The sequence below is a fragment of the Streptomyces sp. NPDC102274 genome, assembly GCF_044766385.1.
Classification (GTDB): Bacteria; Actinomycetota; Actinomycetes; order Streptomycetales; family Streptomycetaceae; genus Streptomyces.
The window spans coordinates 32369-56927 of the sequence record NZ_JBIWLW010000021.1 but is presented as its reverse complement, the minus strand read 5'-3'; the positions used below and the strand labels follow the sequence as shown (position 1 = coordinate 56927).

22 protein-coding genes are annotated in these 24559 nt (G+C 71.0%); 14 read left to right on the top strand and 8 right to left on the bottom strand.

The features are described 5' to 3' along the window. Window position 1: 1 nt before the first annotated feature. From ACIRQP_RS25925 to ACIRQP_RS25895, 7 genes are all read left to right on the top strand, one after another. Window positions 2-1159 (top strand): LLM class flavin-dependent oxidoreductase, encoded by a 1158-nt coding sequence (locus ACIRQP_RS25925; protein WP_403893535.1) that lies wholly within the window; start codon window positions 2-4, stop codon window positions 1157-1159. Beyond that, window positions 1156-2397: an acyl-CoA dehydrogenase family protein gene (locus ACIRQP_RS25920; protein ID WP_403893534.1), complete on the top strand. Its 1242-nt coding sequence runs from the start codon at window positions 1156-1158 to the stop codon at window positions 2395-2397. Before ACIRQP_RS25925 ends, ACIRQP_RS25920 begins: the two co-directional genes overlap by 4 nt. Before the next feature lie 106 nt (window positions 2398-2503). Beyond that, a complete protein-coding gene (locus ACIRQP_RS25915; RefSeq protein ID WP_403893621.1) occupies window positions 2504-3694 on the top strand; it encodes an LLM class flavin-dependent oxidoreductase in 1191 nt (396 codons plus the stop codon). Continuing rightward, entirely contained in the window at window positions 3691-4587 is an 897-nt protein-coding gene (locus tag ACIRQP_RS25910; RefSeq protein ID WP_403893533.1) for a lysophospholipase, read from the top strand. The genes ACIRQP_RS25915 and ACIRQP_RS25910 overlap by 4 nt, the downstream gene beginning before the upstream one ends. 23 nt (window positions 4588-4610) lie before the next feature. Beyond that, window positions 4611-5183 (top strand): flavin reductase family protein, encoded by a 573-nt coding sequence (locus tag ACIRQP_RS25905; protein WP_403893532.1) that lies wholly within the window; start codon window positions 4611-4613, stop codon window positions 5181-5183. 449 nt (window positions 5184-5632) lie between these two features. Continuing rightward, window positions 5633-6388 (top strand): sigma-70 family RNA polymerase sigma factor, encoded by a 756-nt coding sequence (locus tag ACIRQP_RS25900; RefSeq protein WP_403893531.1) that lies wholly within the window; start codon window positions 5633-5635, stop codon window positions 6386-6388. Beyond that, on the top strand, window positions 6385-7338 hold the full coding sequence (locus tag ACIRQP_RS25895; protein ID WP_403893530.1) for a CU044_5270 family protein: 954 nt from the start codon (window positions 6385-6387) through the stop codon (window positions 7336-7338). The genes ACIRQP_RS25900 and ACIRQP_RS25895 overlap by 4 nt, the downstream gene beginning before the upstream one ends. A gap of 53 nt (window positions 7339-7391) precedes the next feature. Here ACIRQP_RS25895 and ACIRQP_RS25890 read toward each other — a convergent pair whose 3' ends face one another. Then, window positions 7392-8399 (bottom strand): alpha/beta fold hydrolase, encoded by a 1008-nt coding sequence (locus ACIRQP_RS25890; protein ID WP_403893529.1) that lies wholly within the window; start codon window positions 8397-8399, stop codon window positions 7392-7394. Window positions 8400-8690: 291 nt separating this feature from the next. Here ACIRQP_RS25890 and ACIRQP_RS25885 point away from each other — a divergent pair, with 291 nt between their 5' ends. Both ACIRQP_RS25885 and ACIRQP_RS25880 read left to right on the top strand, forming a co-directional pair. Beyond that, a complete protein-coding gene (locus tag ACIRQP_RS25885) occupies window positions 8691-9659 on the top strand; it encodes an SDR family NAD(P)-dependent oxidoreductase (protein ID WP_403893528.1) in 969 nt (322 codons plus the stop codon). Window positions 9660-9772: 113 nt separating this feature from the next. After that, the gene (locus ACIRQP_RS25880; protein ID WP_403893527.1) at window positions 9773-10531 is read left to right on the top strand and encodes a class I SAM-dependent methyltransferase; all 759 of its coding nucleotides are present in this window, start codon (window positions 9773-9775) and stop codon (window positions 10529-10531) included. Window positions 10532-10543: 12 nt separating this feature from the next. On the opposite strand, the gene ACIRQP_RS25875 is transcribed toward ACIRQP_RS25880, so the two are convergent. Then, on the bottom strand, window positions 10544-11575 hold the full coding sequence (locus ACIRQP_RS25875) for a LacI family DNA-binding transcriptional regulator (protein WP_403893526.1): 1032 nt from the start codon (window positions 11573-11575) through the stop codon (window positions 10544-10546). Between the two features lie 272 nt (window positions 11576-11847). On the opposite strand from ACIRQP_RS25875, the gene ACIRQP_RS25870 reads away from it, so the two are divergent. The 5 genes from ACIRQP_RS25870 (at window position 11848) to ACIRQP_RS25850 (ending at window position 17989) form a co-directional block, all read left to right on the top strand. Then, window positions 11848-13158: an extracellular solute-binding protein gene (locus tag ACIRQP_RS25870; RefSeq protein WP_403893525.1), complete on the top strand. Its 1311-nt coding sequence runs from the start codon at window positions 11848-11850 to the stop codon at window positions 13156-13158. 184 nt (window positions 13159-13342) lie between these two features. After that, a complete protein-coding gene (locus tag ACIRQP_RS25865) occupies window positions 13343-14380 on the top strand; it encodes a carbohydrate ABC transporter permease (RefSeq protein ID WP_403893524.1) in 1038 nt (345 codons plus the stop codon). Between the two features lie 18 nt (window positions 14381-14398). After that, a complete protein-coding gene (locus ACIRQP_RS25860; protein WP_403893523.1) occupies window positions 14399-15322 on the top strand; it encodes a carbohydrate ABC transporter permease in 924 nt (307 codons plus the stop codon). Between the two features lie 266 nt (window positions 15323-15588). Then, window positions 15589-17037, top strand: coding sequence for a GH1 family beta-glucosidase (locus ACIRQP_RS25855; protein WP_403893522.1), 1449 nt, complete (start codon window positions 15589-15591; stop codon window positions 17035-17037). A gap of 121 nt (window positions 17038-17158) precedes the next feature. Continuing rightward, entirely contained in the window at window positions 17159-17989 is an 831-nt protein-coding gene (locus ACIRQP_RS25850; protein WP_403893521.1) for an aldo/keto reductase, read from the top strand. A gap of 53 nt (window positions 17990-18042) precedes the next feature. On the opposite strand, the gene hypE is transcribed toward ACIRQP_RS25850, so the two are convergent. From hypE to ACIRQP_RS25820, 6 genes are all read right to left on the bottom strand, one after another. Then, window positions 18043-19032 carry a hydrogenase expression/formation protein HypE gene (gene hypE / locus ACIRQP_RS25845; RefSeq protein ID WP_403893620.1) on the bottom strand — a complete coding sequence of 330 codons (990 nt, stop codon included), beginning with the start codon at window positions 19030-19032 and terminating at the stop codon, window positions 18043-18045. Window positions 19033-19150: 118 nt separating this feature from the next. After that, window positions 19151-20293, bottom strand: a complete 1143-nt coding sequence (gene hypD / locus ACIRQP_RS25840; RefSeq protein WP_403893520.1) for a hydrogenase formation protein HypD — start codon at window positions 20291-20293, stop codon at window positions 19151-19153. Window positions 20294-20411: 118 nt separating this feature from the next. Next, on the bottom strand, window positions 20412-20771 hold the full coding sequence (locus ACIRQP_RS25835; protein ID WP_403893519.1) for a HypC/HybG/HupF family hydrogenase formation chaperone: 360 nt from the start codon (window positions 20769-20771) through the stop codon (window positions 20412-20414). A gap of 62 nt (window positions 20772-20833) precedes the next feature. Next, window positions 20834-23272, bottom strand: coding sequence for a carbamoyltransferase HypF (gene hypF, locus ACIRQP_RS25830; protein ID WP_403893518.1), 2439 nt, complete (start codon window positions 23270-23272; stop codon window positions 20834-20836). Continuing rightward, window positions 23269-24093, bottom strand: a complete 825-nt coding sequence (gene hypB / locus ACIRQP_RS25825) for a hydrogenase nickel incorporation protein HypB (RefSeq protein WP_403893517.1) — start codon at window positions 24091-24093, stop codon at window positions 23269-23271. The genes hypF and hypB overlap by 4 nt, the downstream gene beginning before the upstream one ends. Further along, window positions 24077-24499 carry a hydrogenase maturation nickel metallochaperone HypA gene (locus tag ACIRQP_RS25820; protein ID WP_403893516.1) on the bottom strand — a complete coding sequence of 141 codons (423 nt, stop codon included), beginning with the start codon at window positions 24497-24499 and terminating at the stop codon, window positions 24077-24079. Before ACIRQP_RS25820 ends, hypB begins: the two co-directional genes overlap by 17 nt. Window positions 24500-24559: the final 60 nt, after the last annotated feature.

Genomic DNA, 24559 nt, shown 5'->3' with positions numbered 1-24559 from the left:
CATGACCATCGAGTTCATCGGAATCGCCGCCACCCAGGAGACCAGTGAGAGCGGCTCCGCCACCCCGGCCCCCGGCCGCGACGGCATCTCCGCCCAGAGAGAGACCGGCCGTGCGAGCGGCCCGGTCGTCCAGCCCGTGTATCTGCGTGAACTGGCCCGCGCCCACGAGGAGTCGGGGTTCGACCGGGTCCTGGTCGCGCATTCGTCCGCGAGCCCCGACGGGTTCACCGTCGCCGACCAGATCCTGACCCACACCGACCGGCTCGGGGTGCTCCTCGCGCACCGCCCCGGCTTTGTCTCCCCGACCGTGGCCGCGCGGAAGTTCGCCACGCTGGACGCCTTCCACCCCGGCCGGATCGCCCTGCATGTCATCACCGGCGGCGATGACGCGGACCAGGCGCGCGACGGCGACTTCAGCGACAAGCCCACCCGCTACCGTCGTACCGACGAATTCCTCGACGTGGTCGGCAAGGAGTGGAACTCCACCGCGCCCTTCGACCACGAGGGCGAGTTCTACCGGGTCCGGGGCGGCTTCTCCGCCGTACGGCCGGCCGCCCCCATCCCCGTCTACTTCGGCGGCGCCTCCGAGGACGCCGTACGCGTCGGCGGCAGGCATGCCGACGTCTACGCCTTCTGGGGCGAGCCCCTCGCCGGCATCGCCGAACGCATCCGTGAGGTACGGGCGGCGGCAGCGCCGTACGGCCGCGCCCCCCGGTTCAGCGTCAGCCTGCGCCCGATCCCGGCCGCCACCGAGGCCGAGGCCTGGGAGCGAGCCAGGGAGATCCTGCGGCTGACCAAGGAGCGCGCGGGCGCGGTGCGCGCGTCCTTCAACCTGGACCACACCGAACAGCGCGGCTCCCAGCGGCTGTTGGAGTACGCGGCCCAGGGCGAGGTCCACGACAAGCGGCTGTGGACCGAGATCGCCAAGACCACCGGAGCAGCGGGCAACTCCACCGCTCTGGTGGGCAGTTACGAACAGGTCGCGGAGTCCCTGCTCGACTATGTCTCTCTCGGCGTGAGCACCCTCCTGATCCGCGGCTTCTCCCCGCTGGCCGATGCCCGTGACTACCGCGCCCTCATCGACCTGGTCCGCGCCGAGGCGAAGGGCGTCCCCCACGTGGCCGGGGAAACGGCGGCGGACGCCGTGGTCCCCGTATGAGCGCCCCGCCCGCACCCGGCCCCGGCGTCGCCCGAGCCCCGGGAGTCCCCGGTGCCCGCGCGCTGCCGCCTCCGGACCTCGGCCGGCTCCCCGCCCTCACCACCGCACTCGCCGCCCGCGCGGCCGAGCACGACCGCGACGCCACCTTCCCTGCCGAGGGGTTCGACCTCGCGCGGGAGGCCGGGCTGCTCACCGCCACTGTCGCGGCACGCCACGGCGGCCCCGGCGCCGGACTCGCCGACACCGTCCGGATCCTGCGCGCGCTCGGCGCCGGGGATCCGGCCGTCGCGCTGATCACCGCCATGACGCTGTTCACCCATGCGGCGGAGGCCCGTACCCCGGGCTGGCCGCCCGCCGCGTACGCCGCGCTTCTCGACGAGGCGGCCACCGGACCGGCCCTGGTCAATTCGCTGCGCGTGGAACCGGAGTTGGGCAGCCCGGTACGCGGCGGACTGCCCGCGACCACTGCCCGGCGCGATGGCGACCACTGGCTGCTGACCGGACGGAAGATCTACTCCACCGGCGCCGTCGGCCTCAGCCGGATGCTGGTCTTCGCGCGGACGGACGAGGATCCCGTACGCGTCGGTACCTTCATCGTCCGCGCCGGCAGCCCGGGGCTGACCGTCGAACCGACCTGGGACCATGTCGGGCTGCGCGCCAGCCGCAGCGACGATGTCGTCCTCGACTCCGTTCCCGTACCGGCCGACGACGTCATCGCGCTCGACGAGCCCGGCGACACCCCCGGCGCCCGGCCCGACGCGGTGACCGGCGCCTGGAACGCCCTCGGGCTGACCGCCCTCTATCTGGGCGTCGCGGGCGCGGCCCGGGACTGGCTCACCGGCTTTCTCCACGACCGCGTCCCGACCGCGCTCGGCGCGCCGCTGGCCACACTGCCCCGGTTCCAGAGCGCCGTCGGCGAGATCGAGGCCGCGCTTCTGGGCGCGAACACACTGGTCGACGCGGTGGCCGGACGGATTGACGGTGGCGACCCGCAGGCCGCGGAACAGGCGGGCGCCATCAAGGTGCTCGGCACTCGCGCCGCCATCACGGCTGTCGAACAGGCCGTCGCCCTCACCGGCAATCACGGCCTCACCCGCGCCAACCCGCTGCAGCGGCACTACCGCGACGTGCTGTGCGCGCGGGTGCACACGCCGCAGGACGACTCCGTACTCCTCACCACCGGCCGTGCGGCGCTCGCCCGCGCGCTCGACCGCCGGTCCGCACCGAAAGGCGACTGAACCCATGCCGAATCCGACCGTACCGTCCGGTCCTGAGAACTCCGCTGCTTCGACGGGCCCGACCGCCCCGACCGCCCCGACCGCCTCGGGTGTCGAGTTCATCGGCATGATCGGGACCCAGGACGCCTCCGAGACAAGGCCGCCCAGCGGGCCTGTCATCGACTCTGATTACACGTCCCGGTTCGCCCGCGCCCACGAGGACGCCGGCTTCGACCGGATCCTCATCGGCTACAGCTCCAGCAGGCCCGACGGCGCGCAGGTCGCCGCGTATGTCGCCGCCAGGACCGAACGGATCGGGCTGCTCGTCGCCCACCGCCCCGGATTCATCGCGCCGACGCTCGCGGCCCGTTCCTTCGCCACGCTCGACCGGTTCAGCGGCGGGCGCGTGGCCGTACACACCATCACCGGCGGCAACGACACCGAGCAGCGCAGGGACGGCGACTACCTGGACAAGGAAGAGCGTTACGACCGCACCGACGAGTATCTGTCCATCCTGCGCCGGGTCTGGTCGTCCGCCGAACCCTTCAGCCACCAGGGGCGCCACTACCGCTTCGAGGAGTACGGCTCCGAGGTCCTGCCCTTCCACCCCTCGGGCATCCCGCTCTACTTCGGCGGCTCCTCCGAGGCCGCCTATCGGGTGGGCGGCAGGCACGCCGACACCTTCGCGCTGTGGGGCGAGCCGCTCGCCGAGACCGGCGAGCAGATCGCGTCCGTACGCGCGGCGGCCGTCGCCGCCGGGCGCACCACACCACCCGGTATCAGTGTGTCCTTCCGTCCGATCCTCGGCGCCACCGAGGAACTGGCCTGGGAGCGGGCGCACCGCATCCTGGACACCATCAAGTCCGGTGCCGGACGGCCCTTCTTCGACCAGGCGCGCCACCACCGGGGGCAGGGCGGCGCGACGAACGCCGGCCCGGCCAACGTCGGTTCGCAGCGGCTGCTCGCCGCCGCGGCCAAGGGCGACCTCCACGACCGCGCGCTGTGGACCCCGACGGCCACCGCCACCGGAGCGGGCGGCAACACCACCGCCCTCGTCGGTACCCCGGAGACCGTCGCCCGTGCGCTGCTCGACTATGTCGACATCGGTGCGACCACGCTGCTCATCCGTGGTTACGACCCGCTGGACGACGCCGTCGAGTACGGGCGTGAGCTGATCCCGCTCGTCCATCAGGAACTCGCCCACCGCAGGACCACCGCGGCGGCCGCACCCGCCGTGTCGTCAGCTCCCGCCGTCTCGTCCGCACCGGCCGTCGCATCCGCCGTGTCCGCCCTCGACCCGCTCGGAAGCCACCGATGACCGATCTGTTCGGCCCCGCCGTCGCCGCCCGGTCCACCGCGGTCGGCTGGCAGCCACCCGCAGGTATCGCGCCGCGCGGTACTCTCCTCATCCTGCCGGGCCGTGGTGAACACCCGCTCGTCTACGAGCGATTCGGCCGTCGGCTGTCCGCCGACGGATATGTCGTCCACGCGCTCGGCACGACCCCGGAGGACGGCACGGACGAAGTACTGGCGCACGCGGCCGGGGTGGCGGGTCCCGGTCCCGTCGCGCCCGTGGTGCTGGTCGGCAGTGATACGGGGGCGCTCCAGGCCCTCCACGCGGCGGCGGCCACCGACCCGAGGCTTCCGGTCGGGGGGATCGTCGTCGCCGGGGCGGCCCCGACCGGGGACGTGGCCCGGCCGGCGACCGGGGACGTGGCTCGGCCACAGAGCGGTCGAGTGGCTGAGCCACCGGCCGGGGGAGCGGCTGAGCCACCGGCCGGAGCCGTGGCCGGGCCACCGGCCGGTACAGCCGGTACAGCCGGTACGGCCGGGGCGAGCGCCTGGGAGACCGAGCTGGCGGCACGTACCGCGTGCCCGACCCACCGCAAGCGCCTCAGCGAGGACCAGGGCTTCGTACGGGGGCAGCTCACCGCTCCGGTCCCCGCCCATCTGCTCGCCGAGGCGCGGCCGGACATCCCCGCCCTGATCCTGCACGGCGGGGCCGACCCGGTCACCCCACCGGAGCACGCCCGTGACCGGGCCGCCGGGCTGCCGCGCGCCATCCTCAGCGTGCTGCGCGAAGGGCTGCACGACGTCCTCAACGACGCCTCGCACCGGACCACCGCGGCGGCCGTCGTGCTGTGGCTCGAGCGGCTGCGCGCCGACCCGGGGCTGCGCCCGATCCTCACCGTCGAGACGGGTGACCTGTGACCATACGGATGAAGGGAAGCGGCATGACCGTGTCCGCAGAAGGCACCGCAGCCACCGGGCCCCTCGCCTCCGCCTCCTCGGCGAATTCAACTCCCGCCGCCGTCAACCCTGTTGGCGGTGACGAGATACTGCGCCGCACTCTGCGGCGGCACGCGGCGGGGGTCACCGTGATCACCGTGCCGGGACCGGCCGGCTTCACCGCCACCTCGTTCACCTCGGTCTCGCTGGAACCCGCGCTGGTCTCCTTCTGCCTCGGCGTCACGGCGTCGACGCTCGCCGCCGTGCAGAACGCCGAACGCTTCGCCGTCCATGTGCTGGGCACCGGGAACACCACGCTCGCCCGGCAGTTCGCGCGCAGTGGTATCGACCGGTTCGCCGGGGTCCCCTGGACGGGGGACCACGACGGACTGCCGCTCCTGGAGGCCGTACCGGCCTGGCTCAGCGCACGGGTGACGCTGCGTCAGCGCGTCGGGGACCATGTGCTCGTCGTCGGGGAGGTCGAGTCGGGCGGCGGCCATGGTGAGGGGCCCGCGCTGGTGCACCACAACGGCGCCTTCGCCACCCCCGTACCTCTTCCGCCCCACTCGGGGACCTGACGCCGTCCGGCCGCTCACGGCGCTGCTCCTTCCCAGGGCATTCCCGTGGGTGGCCGGGTAGCGGGGTGGCGGGGTAGCGGGGTGGCCGGGCGGGCGAGGCTCCGCCGGCCGCCGCGGGGCCGCGCACGCCGGCCGGCGGCCCCATGAGCGTGCTCTCCTCACCTGGCGCCCCGGTCCGCTTCGGACGACCCGCGCCCACTCGTGCCCTGATGGTCTGATTGATCCCGTTCTGACCCCGATGCTCTCGGGGTGTCATCCTGTTGACGTTCACTATTCAGCTCTCCGACACCCAGCCTGCCCGAGAACGACCGTATGCCCATGTGGCGTAGGTCGTGGTAACTCAGGACCGACGTCGGACAGAGACAGATGTGAACCCTTCGCCCCGCGCCCGCATACGAGTCGGAGACACAGCCGCATTCGGGCAGCTATTCGAGGAATATGCCGGAATCGTGTACCGCTATGCCGTACGCGTCACCGGTAATTGGGCCACCGCCGAAGACGTCGTGTCGCTGACCTTTCTGGAGGCGTGGCGGCTGCGCGACAAGGTGCACGCGGAGGGGGAAAGCCTCTGTCCCTGGCTGCTCGGAATCGCCACGAACGTCATGCGCAATACCGTGCGATCGGCCAGACGCCATGACCTCGCGCTCGCCCGGCTCCCGGAACCGGAAGCCGAACCGGACTTCGCGGACGGTGTGGCCGCCCGGCTGGCCGACACCGAGGAACTGGCCGCCGCCCAGGTGGCGTTGGGCGGGCTCCGGCGTGCGGAGCGGGAGGTTTTCACACTCTGTGTCTGGGAAGGGCTCGACCACGCTGCCGCCGCCGAGGCCCTCGGTGTGGCCGTCGGCACAGTACGTTCCCGGCTGTCCCGGGCCCGCGGGCGGCTCCGGAAGCTCACTGAAGCGGAATTGCGCAGCAGAGGAAAGAACGGCAGAGTCGGAAGCGGCGGCGGTGGCAGCGGCAACGACGTAGAGAGGAATTGCGCAGAGAGAAACGGCGCAGAGAGAAACGGCGCAGAGAGAAACGGCGCAGAGAGAAACGGCGCAGAGAGAAACGGCGCAGAGAGAAACGGCGCAGAGAGAAACGGCGTAGAGAGAGACGGCCGAGGCGAAAGCGGCAGAGAAAATACGCAACGCTCCTCCTCCCGCGGACAGCTCGTTGGTAGCCGCTCTTCCGCGGCCACGTCGGTACTGGAAGGAAACCGATGAGCTTCTTCTCGCGACGGCAGTCCCGCGCCGGCCATGAGGAATCGGATCCGGTACCCCCGGCGCCGCGATGCCAGGACCTCCCCTCCGCGCGGCAGAGTTTCCTCAAGGAGCGCTTTATGCAAAGGATCAGCCGGGAATCCGCGCCCGCGCCGGTACGGCTGCTGCGTCCCGGCTTGAAGCGGCGGACCGCTCTCGTCGCCGCTCCGGTACTGCTCGTGGCCGCGGTGGCCACGGCGACGAGCCTCACGGGCGCGTTCGGAGACTCCGCGCCCACCGAGGTGAACGCGGCCGACCACCACGAGGCGGTGCGGCTGCTGGACCGTATCGCCCTGGTGGCCGCAGAGCGCCCGGCCAGGACGGTACGTGACGAGCAGTACGTCTACACGAAGATCAAGGGCTCGTGGGCGGCGCCGAACGGGGGCACGGACGTCTTCGTCCGTGAGGACTGGATCGCGGTGGACGGCGAACGGAACGGCCTCTCCCGGCATGTGCTCGCAGAGGGAAGTCCTTCGCTGGACCTCCGGAGAGCGGACAGGGAGATGTTGGTCTACAGGGACCCCAACATGACCACGTACCGTGAGCTGGAGGCCCTTCCCACCGATCCCGATGCCCTGCTGAGGAAGATCGAGAAGGACACCGAGGGGCAGGGCCCGACCCATGACGAGGCGGTCTTCGAGGCCATCGCCGAGATGCTCCCGCAGTCGACCCTCCGGCCCGAGCTCAACGCGGCCCTGTACCGGGCGACCGCCAAGATCCCCGGGGTCGTCGTCAGGCAGGACGCCGTCGACGCCGCAGGACGGCCCGGCGTCGGCCTCGCCGTCCACACGGACGGCGACAACGTCGTCTGGGTCTTCGACAAGGACGGGCTGACCTACCTCGGTACGAACAAGACCGCGCTCCTCGATGTGGGCATCGCCGACGCGACGGACCAACGGCCCCTGTCCCGCTGAGGGGCGGGTCCACGCCGCCGTCGGCCCCTCCCCGGGGCCCGGCGGCTCGGCTCTCAGGACGCGGCGCCCTTACTGCGGCCGACGGCGCCGACGGCTGTGCCCAGCGTCTCCGGCCTGCTGGCGTACGGCAGTTCGTCCAGCGAGCGGTCGGTACAGAACCGCGCCATCAGATCGGCGAAGTCCGCGATGCGCTCCACCGGGGCCAGATGGTCGGTCTCGTCGATGGTCAGGAACCGTGCCTCGGGGAGGTGTGCGGCCACCTCACGTCCCATGGCGGGCGTGCACAGTGTGTCGTGCTCACCGGTCACCACCAGGGTCGGCACGGCGGGTACCGGTTCCGGCCGGTACCACTCGTGCCGCATCAGCCGGGTGTTGTGCTCGGCGGACTTCTTCAGCTGCTCGGGGTCCTGCCCGGCGATCTGCTGGTACACCAGCCGGGACACGGCGGCGTGCTTGCGCACCCGGCCCGTGCCGGGCGGCGACATGAAGCGGTCGGCCAGCTCACGGGCGATGGTCTCCGTCTCACCGCGGTCGATCATGACGGACCAGCGCTCCATCGCCGCCGCGTAGTCCGCCGGGATCCGGGTGGTCATACCGACCAGCAGCAGCCGGGCGAGCATCCCCGGGTAGTGCTGGGCGAAGCGCAGGCCGACCGCGCCGCCGTAGCACGCGGCGACCAGATTGACGCGCGGTACGTCGAGTTCGGTGAGCAGATGCCGGACGGTCGCGGCGAGGAAGTCGACGCCGTAGTGCGCGGGCAGGAAGTCGGCCGTACCGTACCCCGGCAGATCCACGGTGATCACCTGCCCCAGCGGGGCCAGCCACTTCTCGTGCCGCACCCAGGAGTTGCGGTCCTGGGAGGAGCCGCCCAGCACGAGAACGGGCTCGGTCAGCGCGGTGCCGTGGTCGACGATGCGGCAGGTGTAGCGGAAGCCGTCGAACGTCACATCGCGTTCCTCGACGGGGCCGTCCGGCCCGCGCTCCTCGGCGGGCTGCTCCGGGATCAGCGAAGGGCCCGTGGGCGAGTCAAGCTCCTGGGTGAGAACGGCGTCGATGGGCATGGGTGACTCCAGAGCTACGGAACGGACACGAACGTCCCTGCCTAGCAGTTGACCCGGCCCGACCGCGCATCGCTGACCCGATCGTGGGCGGTTCGCGCCCCGCGGCCCGCTGGTGGATTCGACTGTCGCTCAGCAGCACGACGGATCGGTGTCCCACGGCGTGCTCGTACGGTCCGACGCGGCCTCCCGGCATCGCCGACTTCCCGGACAAACCCGTCACCGGGGTGAACCTTACGAGGCCCGGCCGGCGCGCTTGACTTCGAGTGCGCTCCAATTCGTAGCCTTTCAGCCATGACAACCCCACAGCGCAGGATCGGATCCGGTTTCGGAGCCCACAGCACCGCACAGGATGTGCTGCGCGGCATCGACCTCAGCGGCGAACTCGCCGTCGTCACCGGGGGGTACTCGGGCCTCGGCCTGGAGACCACACGCGCCCTCACCGGCGCCGGCGCTCATGTCGTGGTGCCCGCCCGGCGGCGCGAGACCGCCGAGAAGGCGCTCGACGGCATCGACGGCGTCGAGGTCGACGAACTCGACCTCGCCGATCTCGACAGCGTCCGCCGGTTCGCCGAGCGTTTCCTCGCCTCGGACCGCACCATCGACATCGTGATCAACAACGCGGCGGTCATGGCCTGCCCGGAGACCCGGGTCGGCCCCGGCTGGGAGGCGCAGTTCGCGACCAACCACCTCGGCCACTTCGCGCTCGTGAACAGACTCTGGCCGGCGATCGTGCCTGGCGGCGCCCGGGTCATCTCGCTCTCCTCGTCCGCCCACCGCATCTCGCCCGTCCGCTGGGACGACATGTGGTTCGCGCACGACTACGACAAGTGGCAGGCCTACGGCCAGGCGAAGACCGCCAACGCGCTCTTCGCCCTGGAGCTCGACGCGCTCGGCCGCGACTCCGGCGTACGGGCGTTCTCGGTGCACCCGGGTGGCATCCTCACCCCGTTGCAGCGCCACCTCCCCAAGGAGGAAATGGTCGCCGCCGGCTGGATCGACGAGGCGGGAAACGCGGTGAACCCCGTGTTCAAGACGGTGGAGCAGGGCGCGGCCACCCAGGTGTGGGCGGCGACGTCGCCCCAGCTGGCGGGCGCGGGCGGGGTGTACTGCGAGGACTGCGACATCGCCGAGCCCGCCTTGGAGGACGCCTCGGTGCCCGGTGGCGTACGCGCCTACGCGACCGACCCCGAGCAGGCGAAGCGCCTGTGGCGGCTCTCGGCCGAGCTGACCGGGGTCAACGCGTTCGCGGCGACCGCGTGAGCGGACTCCTCCGTCGCAGGGACCCGCTCCGCCTCACCGGCCGGCCCCGCCGGCCGCTGCGCCCGGTCAGTCCGCCCGGACCCGGGACGGTTCCGCCGGACAGCGTGCCGGGCATGACCTACACGGATCTGGTCCAGGGCGCGGCCCGCGCGCCGTTCGAGGGCTGGGACTTCGGGGTGTTCGCCGGACGCTTCACAGAAGAGAACCCCTCCTGGGACTTCGCGGAGCTCGTGCGGTCGCGGCTGACCGACGGTGACGCACTGCTCGATCTGGGCACCGGCGGCGGTGAGTTCCTCTCCGGGCTCACCCCGCTCCCGCCGGGCACCACCGCGACGGAGTCCTACCCGCCCAATGTCCCCGTCGCCCGCCGCCGACTCGCACCGCTGGGGGTGCGGGTCATCGACACCGGCGACGAGGACGACGATCTGCTCCCGCTGCCCGACGCGGCGTTCGGACTGGTCACCAGCAGGCACGAGAGCTACGCGCCGGCCGAGGTGGCGCGGGTGCTGCGGGGCGGCGGGGTGTTCCTCACCCAACAGGTCGGCGGGCGTGATCTGGCCGAGCTGAACGAGGCGCTCGGCGCGCCCCGACACGGCTACGCCCACTGGGATCCGGCCGCCGCGCGCGCCGGGCTGACCGGCGCCGGCTTCGAGATCCTGGACGAGCGCGAGGAACTGGTGCCCGCGGCCTTCCACGACATCGGAGCCGTGCTGCTCTTCCTGCGCATCACGCCCTGGCAGATCCCCGGTTTCGATGCCGACCGCTATGACGCCCGGCTCCGCGCACTGCACGCGCGGCTGAGCTCCGGCGGCCCGCTGACCGTACGCTGCCACCGCTTCGTGATCACGGCCCGCAGGCCGCTCGCGCCGTGAGCCGGTGGCCGCTCATGCCGTGAGCCGGTGGACAAGGGTGGTCGGCAGCGTGAGCTGGCGGCGCGGCCGGGACGGGTCGTTGATCTCATCGAGGAGCAGCCGGGTAATGGCCCGTCCGATGTCCTCGCTCGGCTGATTGACACTGGTCAGGGGCGGGACGGTGTGGCGCGCGACGATCGAGTCGTCGAAGCCGATGACCGCGACGTCCGCCGGGACACGCCGTCCCCGCTCCCGCAGCTCCGTCAGCGCGCCCGCCGCCATGACATCGGACGCGGCGAAGACGGCGTCCAGGTCCGGGCGCCGTACGAGAAGTTCACGCATGGCGGCCCGGCCGCCCTCCTCGGTGAAGTCTCCGGACACGGCCAGTGATTCGTACGGCTGCCGCCCGCACGCTTCGATATGCGCGTCCCGCCATCCCTGAAGGCGGCTCTGGCCGACGTCCATGTCGAGCGGTCCGGTGATCGTGGCGACGGTCCGGCGCCCCTGGCCGAGCAGATGACGTACCGCCTGCGACGCCCCGCCGATGTTGTCGGAGTGGACATGGCTGAGCGGCTCGCCAGCTGAGCGCCGGCCCGCGAGGACCGTCGGTATCTGCATTTTCTCCAGGAACGCGGGCAGCGGATCGTCCCGGTGCACCGAGACCAGCAGTACCCCGTCCACCCGCTGCGCCTCCACGAACCGGGTGAGCCGGTCCAGCTCGCGCTGATTCCGTACCAGGATCAGCAGGAGCTGCATCTCGGTGTCGGCGAGTTCGGTGCTCACCCCGCGGATGACCGCCGAGAAGTACGGCTCCGCCGCCAGCCGGCTCTCCGACTCGGGGATCACCAGCGCGATGCTGTCGGTGCGGCTGGTGACCAGGCTGCGAGCGGCGGGGTTCGGTACGTATTTCAGCTCAGCGATGGCCGCCTCGACGGCGGCGCGCGCCTTCGCGCTCACGCCCGGGGAGCCGTTGACCACACGCGAGACCGTCCCGCGGCCCACGCCCGCCAACTGGGCGACGGCTTCAAGAGTTGGCCTCTGGCCTGGCCGTTTACGGCTGCTCATCACGTCTCCTCAACTGTGCTCCCGGTGCGGCGCCACGGCGCTCACCAGGAGATTGTGCGGGGCCGCCGGTCCGCCAAGGGCGCGGGGTCCGGAACGGGACACATTCCGGCAACGGAACCGACTTCGACTCTTGACAGAGCCGGGTCTCTACGGAGAGTCTTCCACAACCCGTTGGGAGCGCTCCCAGTTTTCTCCCGGGACGGGTTTTCGATCCCACTCGACCGTGAGCCGCAGCAGGCGCGCGCCTGGGCGCCGCTGCTAGGAGGAAGCACATGGGCACTGCCCGTAAGCGCTTCGGTTCCACCCTCGCCACCGTTACGGCGGCTGCCGTGTCCCTCGTTCTCGTCGCCGGCTGCGGAGGCGGCGGCGACTCGGGCGAGGCACGCACCAAGGACGGCAAGACTGTCATCAGCATGGGCCTGTTCGGGGTCATGGGGATCAAGGAGACCGATCTCCTGGACCGCTACATGAAGGAGAACCCGGACATTCTCATCGAGGCCGATGTGACCGGTGATGAGCAGACCTACTACACCGCCCTCCAGACGCACTTCGCCGCCGGCAGCGGACTGAAGGACATCCAGGGCATAGAGATCGGCCGGGCCAAGGAACTGGTCGACACCCAGGCGGACACGTTCGCCGATCTGTCCGGGACGGCCGGACTCGATCACTTCCTGCCGTGGAAGTCGAATCAGGTCACCACCAAGGACGGCAAACTGCTCGGCCTGGGTACGGACATCGGCCCGATGGCGGTGTGCTACCGCAAGGACCTGTTCGAGCAGGCCGGGCTGCCCACCGACCGCGCGGAGGTGGCGAAGCTGTGGGAGGGGGACTGGTCGAAGTACGTCCAGACCGGTCGCGACTTCAAGCAGCACTCCAAGGACCGCGACGTCTCCTTCATGGACAGCTCGAGCGGTCTGTTCAACGCGATGATCTACGGCGATGAGAAGCAGTTCTACGACAAGGACGGCACACTCATCTATCAGGACAACCCCGTTATCAAGAACGCCTGGACCGTCGCGTCGGACGCGGCGAAGTCCGGACTCACCGCCAAGCTGCGCCAGTTCCAGCCGGGCTGGGACCCGGGGCTGGCCAACAGCACCTTCGCCACCGCGGTCTGTCCCGCCTGGATGCTGGCCCACATCAGCGAGAAGGCCGGTCCCGCGAACAAGGGCAAGTGGGATGTCGCCAAGGCACCCAAGGGCGCCAACTGGGGCGGCTCGTTCCTCGGTGTGATGGACAAGAGCCCCGTCAAGGAGGAGGCCAAGAAGCTGGTCGCCTGGCTGACCGCGCCCGAACAGCAGGCGTACATCTTCGAGAAGCTCGGCAACTTCCCGTCCTCGAAGACGGCGATCGACCTGCCGCAGGTCGCGGGCGGCACGTCCGCGTACTTCAGCGACGCGCCGATCGGCCAGATCTTCGGAGACGCGGCGAAGGAGATCCCCGACGAGCAGATTCTCGGGCGCAAGGACGGCACGATCAAGGACACCTTCTCGGCGGGCCTCCAACTGATCGAGTCGCAGGGCAAGAGCCCGGACGAGGCGTGGAAGACCACGGACGAGCGCATTCAGAAGCTGGCGCGCTGACCGTCGTGGACCGACCGTGCGGCCGGCGGCCCGACGCCCCGGCCGCGCGGTCCCCCCGGCGCCGCCGCCCCCCGGTGTGCCGCCCCCGGCCCCGCCGCCCTACCGCCCCCTCGGTCCTGTGTCTCCTCCGCCCTGCGCCCCCGCCTCGCCGTCCCACCGAATCACTCCACGGAAGGAAGCCCGCGTGGCCACCTCCACCCCGGCTGCCCCCACGGGCGGGCAGCCGCACCCCGCGCCGGCCCGACCGCCCGGCAAGGGCGCCGGGTCGAAGCCGTCCGATCAGGCGCGACGCACTCTCCTGCACCGCCTGGACCTCGGTACGGTGCCGTACGCCTTCATCGCCCCGTTCTTCCTGATCTTCGCGGCCTTCGGTCTCTATCCGCTGCTCTACACCTTCTGGATCTCGCTGCACCGCGTCGAGCTGTCCTCGATGGACAGCCGCGAATGGCGGGGCCTCGCCAACTTCACGGAGCTCTTCGAGGACGACCGGTTCTGGAACGCGCTCACCAACACCTTCACCCTCGGCGTCATCTCCACCGTCCCGCAGCTTCTGATGGCCCTCGGCCTGGCCCATCTGCTCAACTACCGGCTCCGCGGCTCGACGTTCTTCCGGGTCGCCGTCCTGACCCCGTACGCGACCTCCATCGGCGCCGCCGCGCTCGTCTTCACCATGCTGTTCGAGCGCGACTTCGGCGTGATCAACTGGGGGCTGGGCCTCTTCGGTATCGACAACGTCGACTGGGAGAGCCAGAAGTGGCCCGCCCAGCTCGCCATCTCCACCATCGTGATCTGGCGCTGGACCGGCTACAACGCCCTGCTCTATCTGGCCGCCATGCAGGCGATACCCAGAGATCTCTACGAGGCCGCGGCCATCGACGGGGCTTCCCGCTGGCAGCAGTTCCGCACCGTGACCGTCCCGGGCATCAGCGCCACGATCATCTTCACGATCGTGCTCTCCACCATCGGCGCGACCCAGCTCTTCGGCGAACCGCTGATCTTCGGACAGGGCCCCAACGGCATCAGCGGCGGCGCCGACAACCAGTACCAGACGCTCGGTCTGCTGCTCTACGAAGAGGGCTGGAAGAACTACCAGATGGGGCGGGCCTCGGCGATCGCCTGGGCCATGTTCCTCATCCTCCTCCTCGTCTTCGTCCTCCAGCGCGTCCTCGCGCGCGTCACGTCCCGTACACCACGTACGCCCCGTACATCCCGTACTTCCTGACCAGGGAGCAGCAGGCCCATGACCACCGATATCGCACAGGTACGGGCGGACACCCGCGACCGGACGCCCCATCCGCCGCCCGTACGGAGCCGGTTCGGCCGCGTACTGCGTCCGGGCGCCGGCCGTCAGCATCACGCGGGCCCCCTCGCGTATCTCCTCCTCGGCTTCGCCGCGCTGGTCTCCCTCTTCCCCCTCTACTGGACGATGGTGGCCGCCTCCACCGACAACACCCGTGTCTCCCAGACCCCGCCGCCGTTCCTGCCCGGCCCGAACCTGTTCACGAACCTCGCCAAGGCGTGGCAGGACGCGGCGATGGGCCGGGCGATGGCCAACAGCCTGATCGTGGCGGGGGTGATCGCCCTCTCGACCGTCTTCTTCGCGACCCTCGCCGGCTTCGCCTTCGCCAAGCTGCGGTTCAGGGGCCGCAACCTCCTGCTGATGCTGGTCATCGGCACGATGCTGGTGCCGCCGCAGCTCGGAGTCGTCCCGCTGTTCATGATGATGGCCGACCTCGGATGGGGGCAGTCACTGCCCTCCGTCATCTTCCCGACGCTGGTCAGCGCGGTCGGGGTGTTCTTCATGCGGCAGTATCTGAAGGAAGCCCTGCCGGACGAACTCATCGAGGCGGGACGGCTGGACGGGGCGCACTCCCTGCGGATCTTCTGGAGCATCGTCCTGCCGATCGCCCGGCCCCCGATGGCCGTGCTGTTCATGATCACGTTCGTCCACGCCTGGAACGACTTCTTCTGGCCCTTCATCGCGCTGGACATGACGAACCCCACGGTCCCGGTCGCCCTCACCCAGCTCAGCGCCGGCTATGTCCGCGACCAGTCGGTGATCATGGCGGGCGCGCTGCTCGGCACGCTCCCGCTGCTGGCGATGTTCCTCGTCTTCGGCCGCCAGATCGTCGGCGGCATCATGCAGGGCGCCGTCAAGGGCTAGGCCGTGTCTGACACATCCCGCCTGGCTCGCGGCGTCCGGCACGCGCGCTCGCCGCGTTGTCGGGCTCGTCCACGTAGCTCCGCTACGAAAACGACCCTCCGCCTTGCGATCGCACGCACCAGACGCCGTGAGCCCCGCCTTCCGGGCGGACGGCGCTATTTATCAGACACGGCCTAGGGCCCCGTCCGCCACCGCTCACCGCTGTACGCACGCTCCACGCACACACGCTCCACGCACACCGTTCGATCTCTGTGGAAGGACCCTTCGTGGCCACCTCAGCACTTGACCCCGGGCGCGCCCTGGACCCCGCGGCCCCCCTGGCCTTCCCGCCCGGCTTCCTCTGGGGCACCGCGACCGCCGCGTACCAGATCGAGGGCGCCGTCGCGGAGGACGGCCGTACGCCGTCCATCTGGGACGTGTACTCCCACACCCCGGGCAGGGTACGCAACGGCGACACCGGCGATATCGCCACCGACCACTACCACCGCTGGCGCGAGGACATCGAGATCATGTCCGGCCTGGGCGTCGGCGCGTACCGCTTCTCGGTGTCCTGGCCGCGTGTCCGGCCGACCGGCGCCGGGCCCGCGTCGCAGAAGGGCCTCGACTTCTACCGGCGGCTGGCCGACGGCCTGCTGGAGAACGGGATCCAGCCGGTCGTCACGCTCTACCACTGGGATCTGCCGCAGGAACTGGAGGACGCCGGCGGCTGGCCCGAGCGCGACACCGCTTACCGCTTCGCCGAGTACGCGGGGATCGTCGCCGACGCCCTGGGCGACCGGGTGTTGACCTGGACCACCCTCAACGAGCCGTGGTGCAGCGCCTTCCTCGGGTACGGATCGGGCGTCCACGCCCCCGGCCGTACCGACCCCGCCGACTCCCTGCGGGCCGCGCACCATCTCAACCTCGGTCACGGCCTCGCCGTCCAGGCGCTGCGCGAGCGGCTGCCCGCCACCGCGCAGGTGTCCGTCACGCTCAATCTGCACCACGTACGGCCGTTGACGCAGAGCGCGGCCGACGCGGACGCCGTCCGCCGTATCGACGGCACCGCCAACCGGATCTTCACCGGCCCCATGCTGTCCGGGGCCTATCCGGCCGATGTCATGGAGGACACCGCCGGAATCACGGACTGGTCGTTCGTCCGGGACGGTGACACCGCACTCATCCACCAGCCGCTCGACTTCCTCGGCGTCAACTACTACTCACCGACCCTGGTCTCCCACCACTCCGGCCCGGCCGTCCACGGGGCGGACGGACACGGCGCGAGCGACCACAGTCCCTGGCCGGGCGCGGACCACGTCGCCTTCCACCGGACGCCGGGCGGCAGGACCGCCATGGGCTGGACGATCGACCCGGACGGCCTCTACGAACTGCTGATGCGGGTGCGCCGTGACCACCCGGACCTGCCGGTGATGATCACTGAGAACGGCGCGGCCTTCGACGACTACGCGCGCCCCGAGGGCGACGTATGCGACCCGGAACGCATCGCCTATCTGCGCGAGCATCTGGCGGCCGTGCACCGGGCCATCGAAGCGGGGGCGGACATCCGCGGCTACTTCCTGTGGTCGCTGCTCGACAACTTCGAGTGGGGGTACGGCTACAGCAAGCGCTTCGGCATGGTGTACGTGGACTACGCGACCCAGCGCCGCGTGCTCAAGTCCAGCGCGCGCTGGTACGCGGAGCTGACGCGCACCGGCACCCTCCCCCCGGGGGAGTAGCCCCACCCGCACACGGGCCGCGGCCGTCGCCATCGGCGGCCGGCCGCGTTCCGTCGGGCCCGGCCGCCGGTCCCGTTCTACGCTGGGCGGACCGGTACGCGCCGAGGAAAGCGAGAGATCCGTGACCAGTACCCCGGTCCACACGCTCAATGACGGCACCTTCCTGCCCGCCGTCGGTCTGGGCACCTATCCGCTCGACGACGACGAGTCCGAGAAGGCCGTCGCCGGCGCGCTGGCACTCGGCTACCGGCTGATCGACACCGCGCTCAACTACCGCAACGAGACCGGCACCGGACGGGGTGTCGCGTGCGCCGGGGTGCCGCGCGAGGACATCGTCGTCACCACCAAGCTGCCGGGCCGGCACCACGGTTACGAGGAGACCCTCGCGTCCTTCGAGGAGTCCCGCGCCAAGCTCGGCCTCGACTACGTGGATCTCTATCTCATCCACTGGCCGCTGCCACGCGTGGACAAGTACGTCGATTCCTGGAAGGCAATGATCAAGCTCCGGGAGGACGGGCTCGTCGGGTCCATCGGGGTATCCAACTTCACTCCCGCGCACATCTGGCGACTTGAGTCGGAGACCGGTGTCCTGCCCTCGGTCAATCAGATCGAGATGCATCCGGCCTTCCCGCAGGAGGAACTGCGCGCCGTGCACGCAGCCAAGGGGATCCGTACCGAGAGCTGGAGTCCGCTCGGCCGGGGCAGCCGGCTGCTGAAGGACCCGGAGACCGTGGCGATCGCCGAGGAGCATGGCGTCACCCCGGGGCAGGTGGTGCTGCGCTGGCACACTCAGCTCGGCGCCGTACCCATCCCCAAGTCGGCCGACCCCGGCCGTCAGCGGGAGAATCTGGACATCTTCTCCTTCGAGCTGACGGCCGGTGAACTGGCCAGGATCTCGGCCGGTCCGCACCGCAGGCTCGGCGGAGACCCGGAGCACCACGAGGAGTTCTGACCGGCGGCGCGTGTGCGGTGACCGGTTCCGCCGTGTCCGGGCCGTGGCGCGCGTCAGCAGATACGGGGCAGCTGCTCGCCCAGTGGCATGTCCACCACCCGGGTGCCGCCCAGACCGGTGTTCGCCACGACCATGCCGGGGTGGTCCGTCGTGCACGTGCCGATCGCCACCGCCCCACGGCCCCGCGGATGGGCCCGCATGGCCGCCAGCACCTCGTCGGCGTGGGCCGGCGGTACGAACGCCACGAGCTTGCCCTCATTGGCGACATACAGCGGATCGAGGCCCAGGAAGGCACACGCGTTGGCGACGGAGTCCGGTACCGGAAGCGCCTGTTCCCGCAGGGTGATCCCCACCCCGGCCGCCGACGCGATCTCGTTGAGCGAGGTCGCGAGCCCGCCGCGGGTGGGATCCCGCAGCACATGCAGATCGCGGCAGACGGTCAGCATGGCCTGGACGAGCGAGGCGAGCGGCGCCGTGTCGCTCACGATCTCCACCCCGAACTCCAGGCCCTCCCGGACGCTCATGATCGCCACGCCGTGCTCACCGATCGGACCGCTGACGATGACCACATCGCCGGGAGCGGCGCGCCGCGGACGGATGTCGATCCCGTCCGGGATCAGCCCGATGCCCGCCGTGTTGATGAAGATGCCGTCGCCGTGTCCGGCGTCCACGACCTTGGTGTCGCCCGTGGCGATGACCACCCCCGCGGCCCTGGCGGCGGCTCCGAGCGCCTCGGCCACCCGGCCGACCGTGGCGAGTTCGACGCCCTCCTCCAGGATGAACCCGCAGGACAGATAGGCGGGCGTGGCGCCCATCATGGCCAGGTCGTTGACCGTTCCGTTGACCGCGAGATCCCCGATGCTGCCGCCCGGGAAGAACAGCGGGCGTACGACATAGGAGTCGGTGGAGAAGGCGAGCCGCGCCCCGCCGAGGGTGACGGTCGCGGAATCGCCCAGCTCCGCGAGGACGTCGCCGCCGAACGCCGGCGCGAAGAGATGCTCGACCAGTTCGGCGGAGAGCTGTCCGCCGCCGCCATGTCCCATCACGACCTTCGCGTGGTCGCGGAGCGGGGCGGGACAGGTCCACCCGGAGAAGTCGGCGTTGGCGGGCGGCGCTTCGGGCAGGACGGTGTCCGCCTCGCTCACCCGGAGCCCGGTCGTCTCAGCCAAGGGAAGTCACCTCTTCGCGCGAACCGGCGGTGCCCGCCGCGTCCGGTCTCGCCAGCCTGCGGTACAGGTAGTACGCGGCGCAGGCGCCCTCGCTGGACACCATCGTGGCGCCGAGCGGATTGCGCGGGGTGCACGTCGTACCGAACGCCTCGCACTCATGCGGTTTGATCAGCCCCTGGAGCACTTCACCGCTGCGGCACTCCGTGGATTCCTCCGTGTGCATCCCCGTCACCGAGAAACGGTGTTCCGCGTCGTACTGCCGGTACGCGGGCGACAGCCGCCAGCCGCTGGCCGGGATCATGCCGATACCGCGCCAGGCCCGGTCGGTGACCTCGAAGACATCGGCCAGCATGGCCTGCGCGGCCGGGCTCCCCTGCGTCCGGACCGCGCGCGGGTAGGCGTTCTCGACGGTGTGCTCGCCGGCCTCCAACTGCCGTACGGCGCGCCGGATGCCCTCCAGGATGTCCAGCGGTTCGAAGCCGGTGACGACGATGGGGACGCGGTGCCGCTCGGCGATTTCGGGGTACTCACCGATCCCCATCACCGTGCAGACGTGCCCGGCGGCGAGAAACGCCTGCACGCGGCAGTCCGGCGAGTTCATGATGGCGTCGATCGCCGGGGGCACACGTACGTGCGAGACCAGCAGGCTGAAGTTCGCGATGCCGAGTTTCTTGGCCTGGTAGACCGTCATGGCGTTGGGCGGGGCCGTGGTCTCGAACCCGATTCCGAAGAAGACCACCTGACGGTCCGGATTCTGCTGGGCGATCCTGAGCGCGTCGAGCGGGGAGTACACGACCCGTACGTCCCCGCCCTCGCTCTTGACCTTGAACAGATCACGGCCACTGCCGGGCACCCGCAGCATGTCGCCGAAGGAACAGAAGATCACATCGGGGCGGGAGGCGATTTCCAGCGCCTTGTCGATGGTGTCCAGCGGGGTCACGCAGACCGGGCAGCCGGGGCCGTGGATGAGTTCGATGGCCTCGGGGAGCAACTGGTCGATGCCATGGCGGATGATCGAGTGGGTCTGGCCGCCGCAGACCTCCATCAGGGCCCAGGGCCGAGTGACGGTGGCGCGGATATCGTCGAAAAGGCGCCGGGCCAGCTCGGGATCGCTGAACTCGTCGAGATACTTCATCGAATGGTCTCCTCCTTCAGGACTCAGGACTCAGGACTCAGGACTCAGGACTCAGGACTTGGGGCTCAGGACACACTGGGGACTGGGGACTGGGGGCTCGGGGCTCGGGACTCAGCACTCAGGGCTGGGGACCGAGGGGGTCGGGGTTCGCGGGGCCGGTCCGCGCCGCCCCGGGGGACGGCGGCGTGCCGGCCGGACGCTCGGCGCCCGCCTCCCGCGCGGCCCGCCCCCAGGCGTCGCCGAACTCCTCCTCCAGGACGCCCAGATTCGCGAAGAGCCGCAGTGTCTGCTTCGCGGACTCCTCGTCGAGCCGCTGGAGCGCGAAGCCGACATGGACGATCGCGTAGTCACCGACCTTCATCTCCGGCACGTACTCCAGGCAGACGTCCTTGACGACGCCGCCGAAGTCGACCTGGGCCATCCGGGTCCCGTCGCGCTCCTCGATCTCCAGCACTCTGCCGGGCACGGCAAGGCACATCGCTCCTCCTTCACGTCAAGCGGTGGTCAACGGGTAGTCCGGCCGGAACCCCGGCCGGCGGCTCAGCTCGTTCTCGTCCTGGCGGCGACCATCAACTGGCCAAGCGCCAGTCCGCCGTCGTTCGGAGGCACCGTGCGGTGCCGCAGTACGGTGAATCCGTCGCGCTCCAGCCGCTGCGCGCAGCCGCTGGTCAGCAGGGCGTTGCAGAACACCCCGCCGGTCAGCGCGACGGTGACCAGGCCGGTACGGTCACGGGCCGCCCGGCACACCTCGTGCACCAGCGAGACGACCGCGCCATGGAAGCGGGCGGCCACCGTGCTCGCGTCCGCGCCCGCCCGCAGGTCCTCGACGGCGGCGGCCAGTACCGGCGCCGGGTCGGCCATCAGCGGTGCCTCCCCGGACCTCGGGGCGGCGGGCAGCCCGAACCGGTAGCCGAAGGACCGTATGTCCCCGGCCGCCGTCAGTGCCGCGTGCTCCAGCTCCATCGCCGCCTGGGCCTCGTACTCCACGCGATGGCACACCCCGGCGAGCGACGCGACGGCGTCGAAGAGCCGTCCCATGCTGGAGGTGGGCACGCAGTTGACACCCCGGTCGAGCTGACGCTCCAGCAGCCGCCGTTCGACGGGCGGGCACGCGGCGACACACGGCAGCTCCTCGGACCAGGGCAGACCCGCCGCCCGCAGATGGGAGAGCGCCATACGGTACGGGTTGCGTACGGCCGCGTCGCCGCCCGGCAGCGGCACATACGCGAGATGTGCGAACCGCCGGAAGCCGTCGTAGTCCGCGAGCAGCACCTCACCGCCCCACACCGCGCCGTCGTCGCCGTAGCCGGTGCCGTCGAAGGCCACACCGATCACCGGAGCCGAGCCGTCCAGGCCGTGTTCGGCCATCGCGGACGCCACATGCGCATGATGGTGCTGGACGCGGCGCACCGGGCGGCCCTCCGCGTGGCCGTCCGCCCACTGGCCCGAGCGGTAGCCGGGATGCCGGTCCGCGACGAGCACCCGGGGGGTGACCGAGGCCAGCTCGGAGAGCTGGTCCACCGCGCTCTCGAAGGCGGTCAGCGTCGCCAGGTCGTCCATGTCGCCGACATGGGCCGACAGCCACGCGTACCGGCCCTCCGCGACACAGAAGGTGTTCTTCAGATCCCCGCCGACGGCGAGCGCCGGCTCCACCGCTACGGGCAGGGCGACCGGCAGCGGGGCATAGCCGCGGGAACGCCGTACGGGCAGCTCCTGCCGTGCGCACACTCGTACCACCGAGTCGTCGCACGGCACCCGCACCGGCCGGTCGTGCGTCAGCCAGGCGTCCGCGAGACCGTCCAGCCGGACCAGCGCCTCCTCGTCATCGGTGACGATGGGTTCGCCGGAGCGGTTTCCGCTGGTCATCACGAGCACGGGCGGGCCGGCCGGATCGCCGGGCAGGCCCAGCAGCAGATGGTGCACGGGCGTGTACGGCATCAGCACGCCGAGATCGGGACTGCCGGGCGCGACACCGTCCGTGACGAGCGACCGCGCCTCGGATCCGGCCCTGCCCCGGGACCCGGACCCGGCCCTGTCACGGCGCCGCAGCAGGACGACGGGTCTGCGCCGGCCGAGCAGCAGATCACGCTCCAGCGGACTGGTGAAGACGAGACGCTCCACCGTCTCCAGCGAGCCGGCCATCACGGCGAACGGCTTCGCGCCACGGTTCTTGCGCGTACGCAGCGTCTGTACGGCGCTGGGGTCGGAGGCGTCGCAGGCGAGGTGATAGCCGCCGAGCCCCTTCACCGCGACGACCGCTCCCGCGGCCAGCAGCCGACGCGCCCCGGCCAGTGCGTCCTCACCGGTCGGACGCGGGCCGGCGGACCCCCGGGTGACCAGGGTGAGCCGGGGACCGCAGGCGTGGCAGGCGACCGGCTGGGCATGGAAGCGCCGGTCGGCGGGGTCCGCGTATTCGCGCGCGCAGTCGGCGCAGAGCGGGAAGCCGGCCATGGTGGTCAGCGCCCGGTCGTACGGCAGTCCGGTCACCACGGTGAACCGGGGGCCGCAGTGGGTGCAGCTGATGAACGGATGGCGGTAGCGGCGATCGCCCGGGTCGGCCAGTTCCGACAGGCAGTCGTCGCAGGTCGCCATGTCGGGGGAGACGAGGGTACGGCCGCTGCCGCCCGCCGAGGGGCGGATGGTGAACCCGCTGCCGCCCGCGGTCGGTACGGTCCGGAGCTGGACGGATTCGACGACGGCCAGCGGAGGAGCGTCGGAGGAGAGCCGTCGGCAGAACGCCGCCACGTCGGGGCGCGCCCCCTCCACCTCCGTCTCGACACCGTCCGCGTTGTTCGTGACCCAGCCCGTCAGGCCCAGTTCACCGGCGAGCGCGTACACGAACGGCCGGAAGCCGACGCCCTGGACGACTCCGCGTACGACGACACGCCGGCGTTCGAGGGAGGCGCGCCGCGCCCCCGGGGGAGGGGCGGCGCTGTCGGTGTCGGCGCCCGCGTCGGTATCGGTGACGGGTCGGCTCATGACGCGTCTGCCGCTCCGGGAACCGGGACGGGGGCGGGGCCGGCGGCCGGGTGTTCATGGGAACGGCCGTCCTCGTGACTCTCGTGCGTATGGCCGTCCTCGTCACCGTGATGGTGGTGCAGATACCGCTCGTGCTGACGCGCGAGCACCGGCCGGTGTACGGGAGCCCCGTCGGCGACCCCGAGGATCAGAGCCAGCAGTTCGTCCACCCCCGCGCCGGTGCGCGCCGAGGTCTCCAGCACCGGCACTCCCGGATTCACCTGACGCACATTGCGGTGGAACGCCGCCGCGTCGAACTCGACGGCCTCGGCGATGTCCGTCTTGGTGATGACCACGAGATGGGCGAGGCCGAACGCCGTCGGGTACTTGAGCGGCTTGTCCTCGCCCTCGGTCACCGAGCCCAGCACGATCCGCAGACTCTCCCCGAGGTCGTAGGAGGCCGGACAGACCAGATTGCCGACGTTCTCCACGAAGAGCACCCGGGTGTCCCGCGGCAGCCAGCCGTCCAGACGCGCCCGGAGCATCCCTGCCTCCAGATGGCACAGACCGTCCGTCAGCACCTGCTTGACCGGCGCACCGGAGCGGGCGAGCCGCCGCGCGTCGTTCTCGGTGGCCAGATCAGCGGTCACCGCGGCGACGGTGGTGCCCCCGGCGACGGCCCGGGCGAGCAGCACTTCCAGCAGGGCGGTCTTGCCGCTGCCGGGACTGGACAGCAGATTCACCTCCGTCGTTCCACGGGCGGCGAGATACTCGCGCAACTCCACGGCACTGGCGTCGTTCTTGGCCAGCACGGCTTGACGCAGATCAACCACTCGGCACATGGGTTGCCTCCTCGGGCGTATCCCGATCGTCACCGCTGACCGGGCTCGGCGCATCCGAGGGATCCGTGAGGACGACCTCGGCGATCTCCAGCTCCCGTCCCGACAGCAGTTCGCCGAGCGGGCGCGCGCAGTCCGCGCACCACAGCATCGGCGGCACGCCGGTGTCACTCTCCCGGCCGCAGCCTCCGCAGCGGGCGCGGCCGGGTACGGTCTCCACCTCCAGCCGGGCCCCGGCGAGAACCGTCCCCTCGCTCGCCAGCCCGAAGGAGAACCGGAGCGCCTCCGGCACCACACCCGCCAGCTCCCCGATCCTCAGCCGCAGCGAGGTGACGCGACCGCCGCCGTTGGTACGGACGGCTTCCTCCACCTGGGCGACCACGGCGGTGGCGATGGACAGTTCATGCACGGCTCTCACCTCGTCAAGGAGTCCTGTCAGGTCCGGCGGGCCCCGGCCGCGCCGACGGGT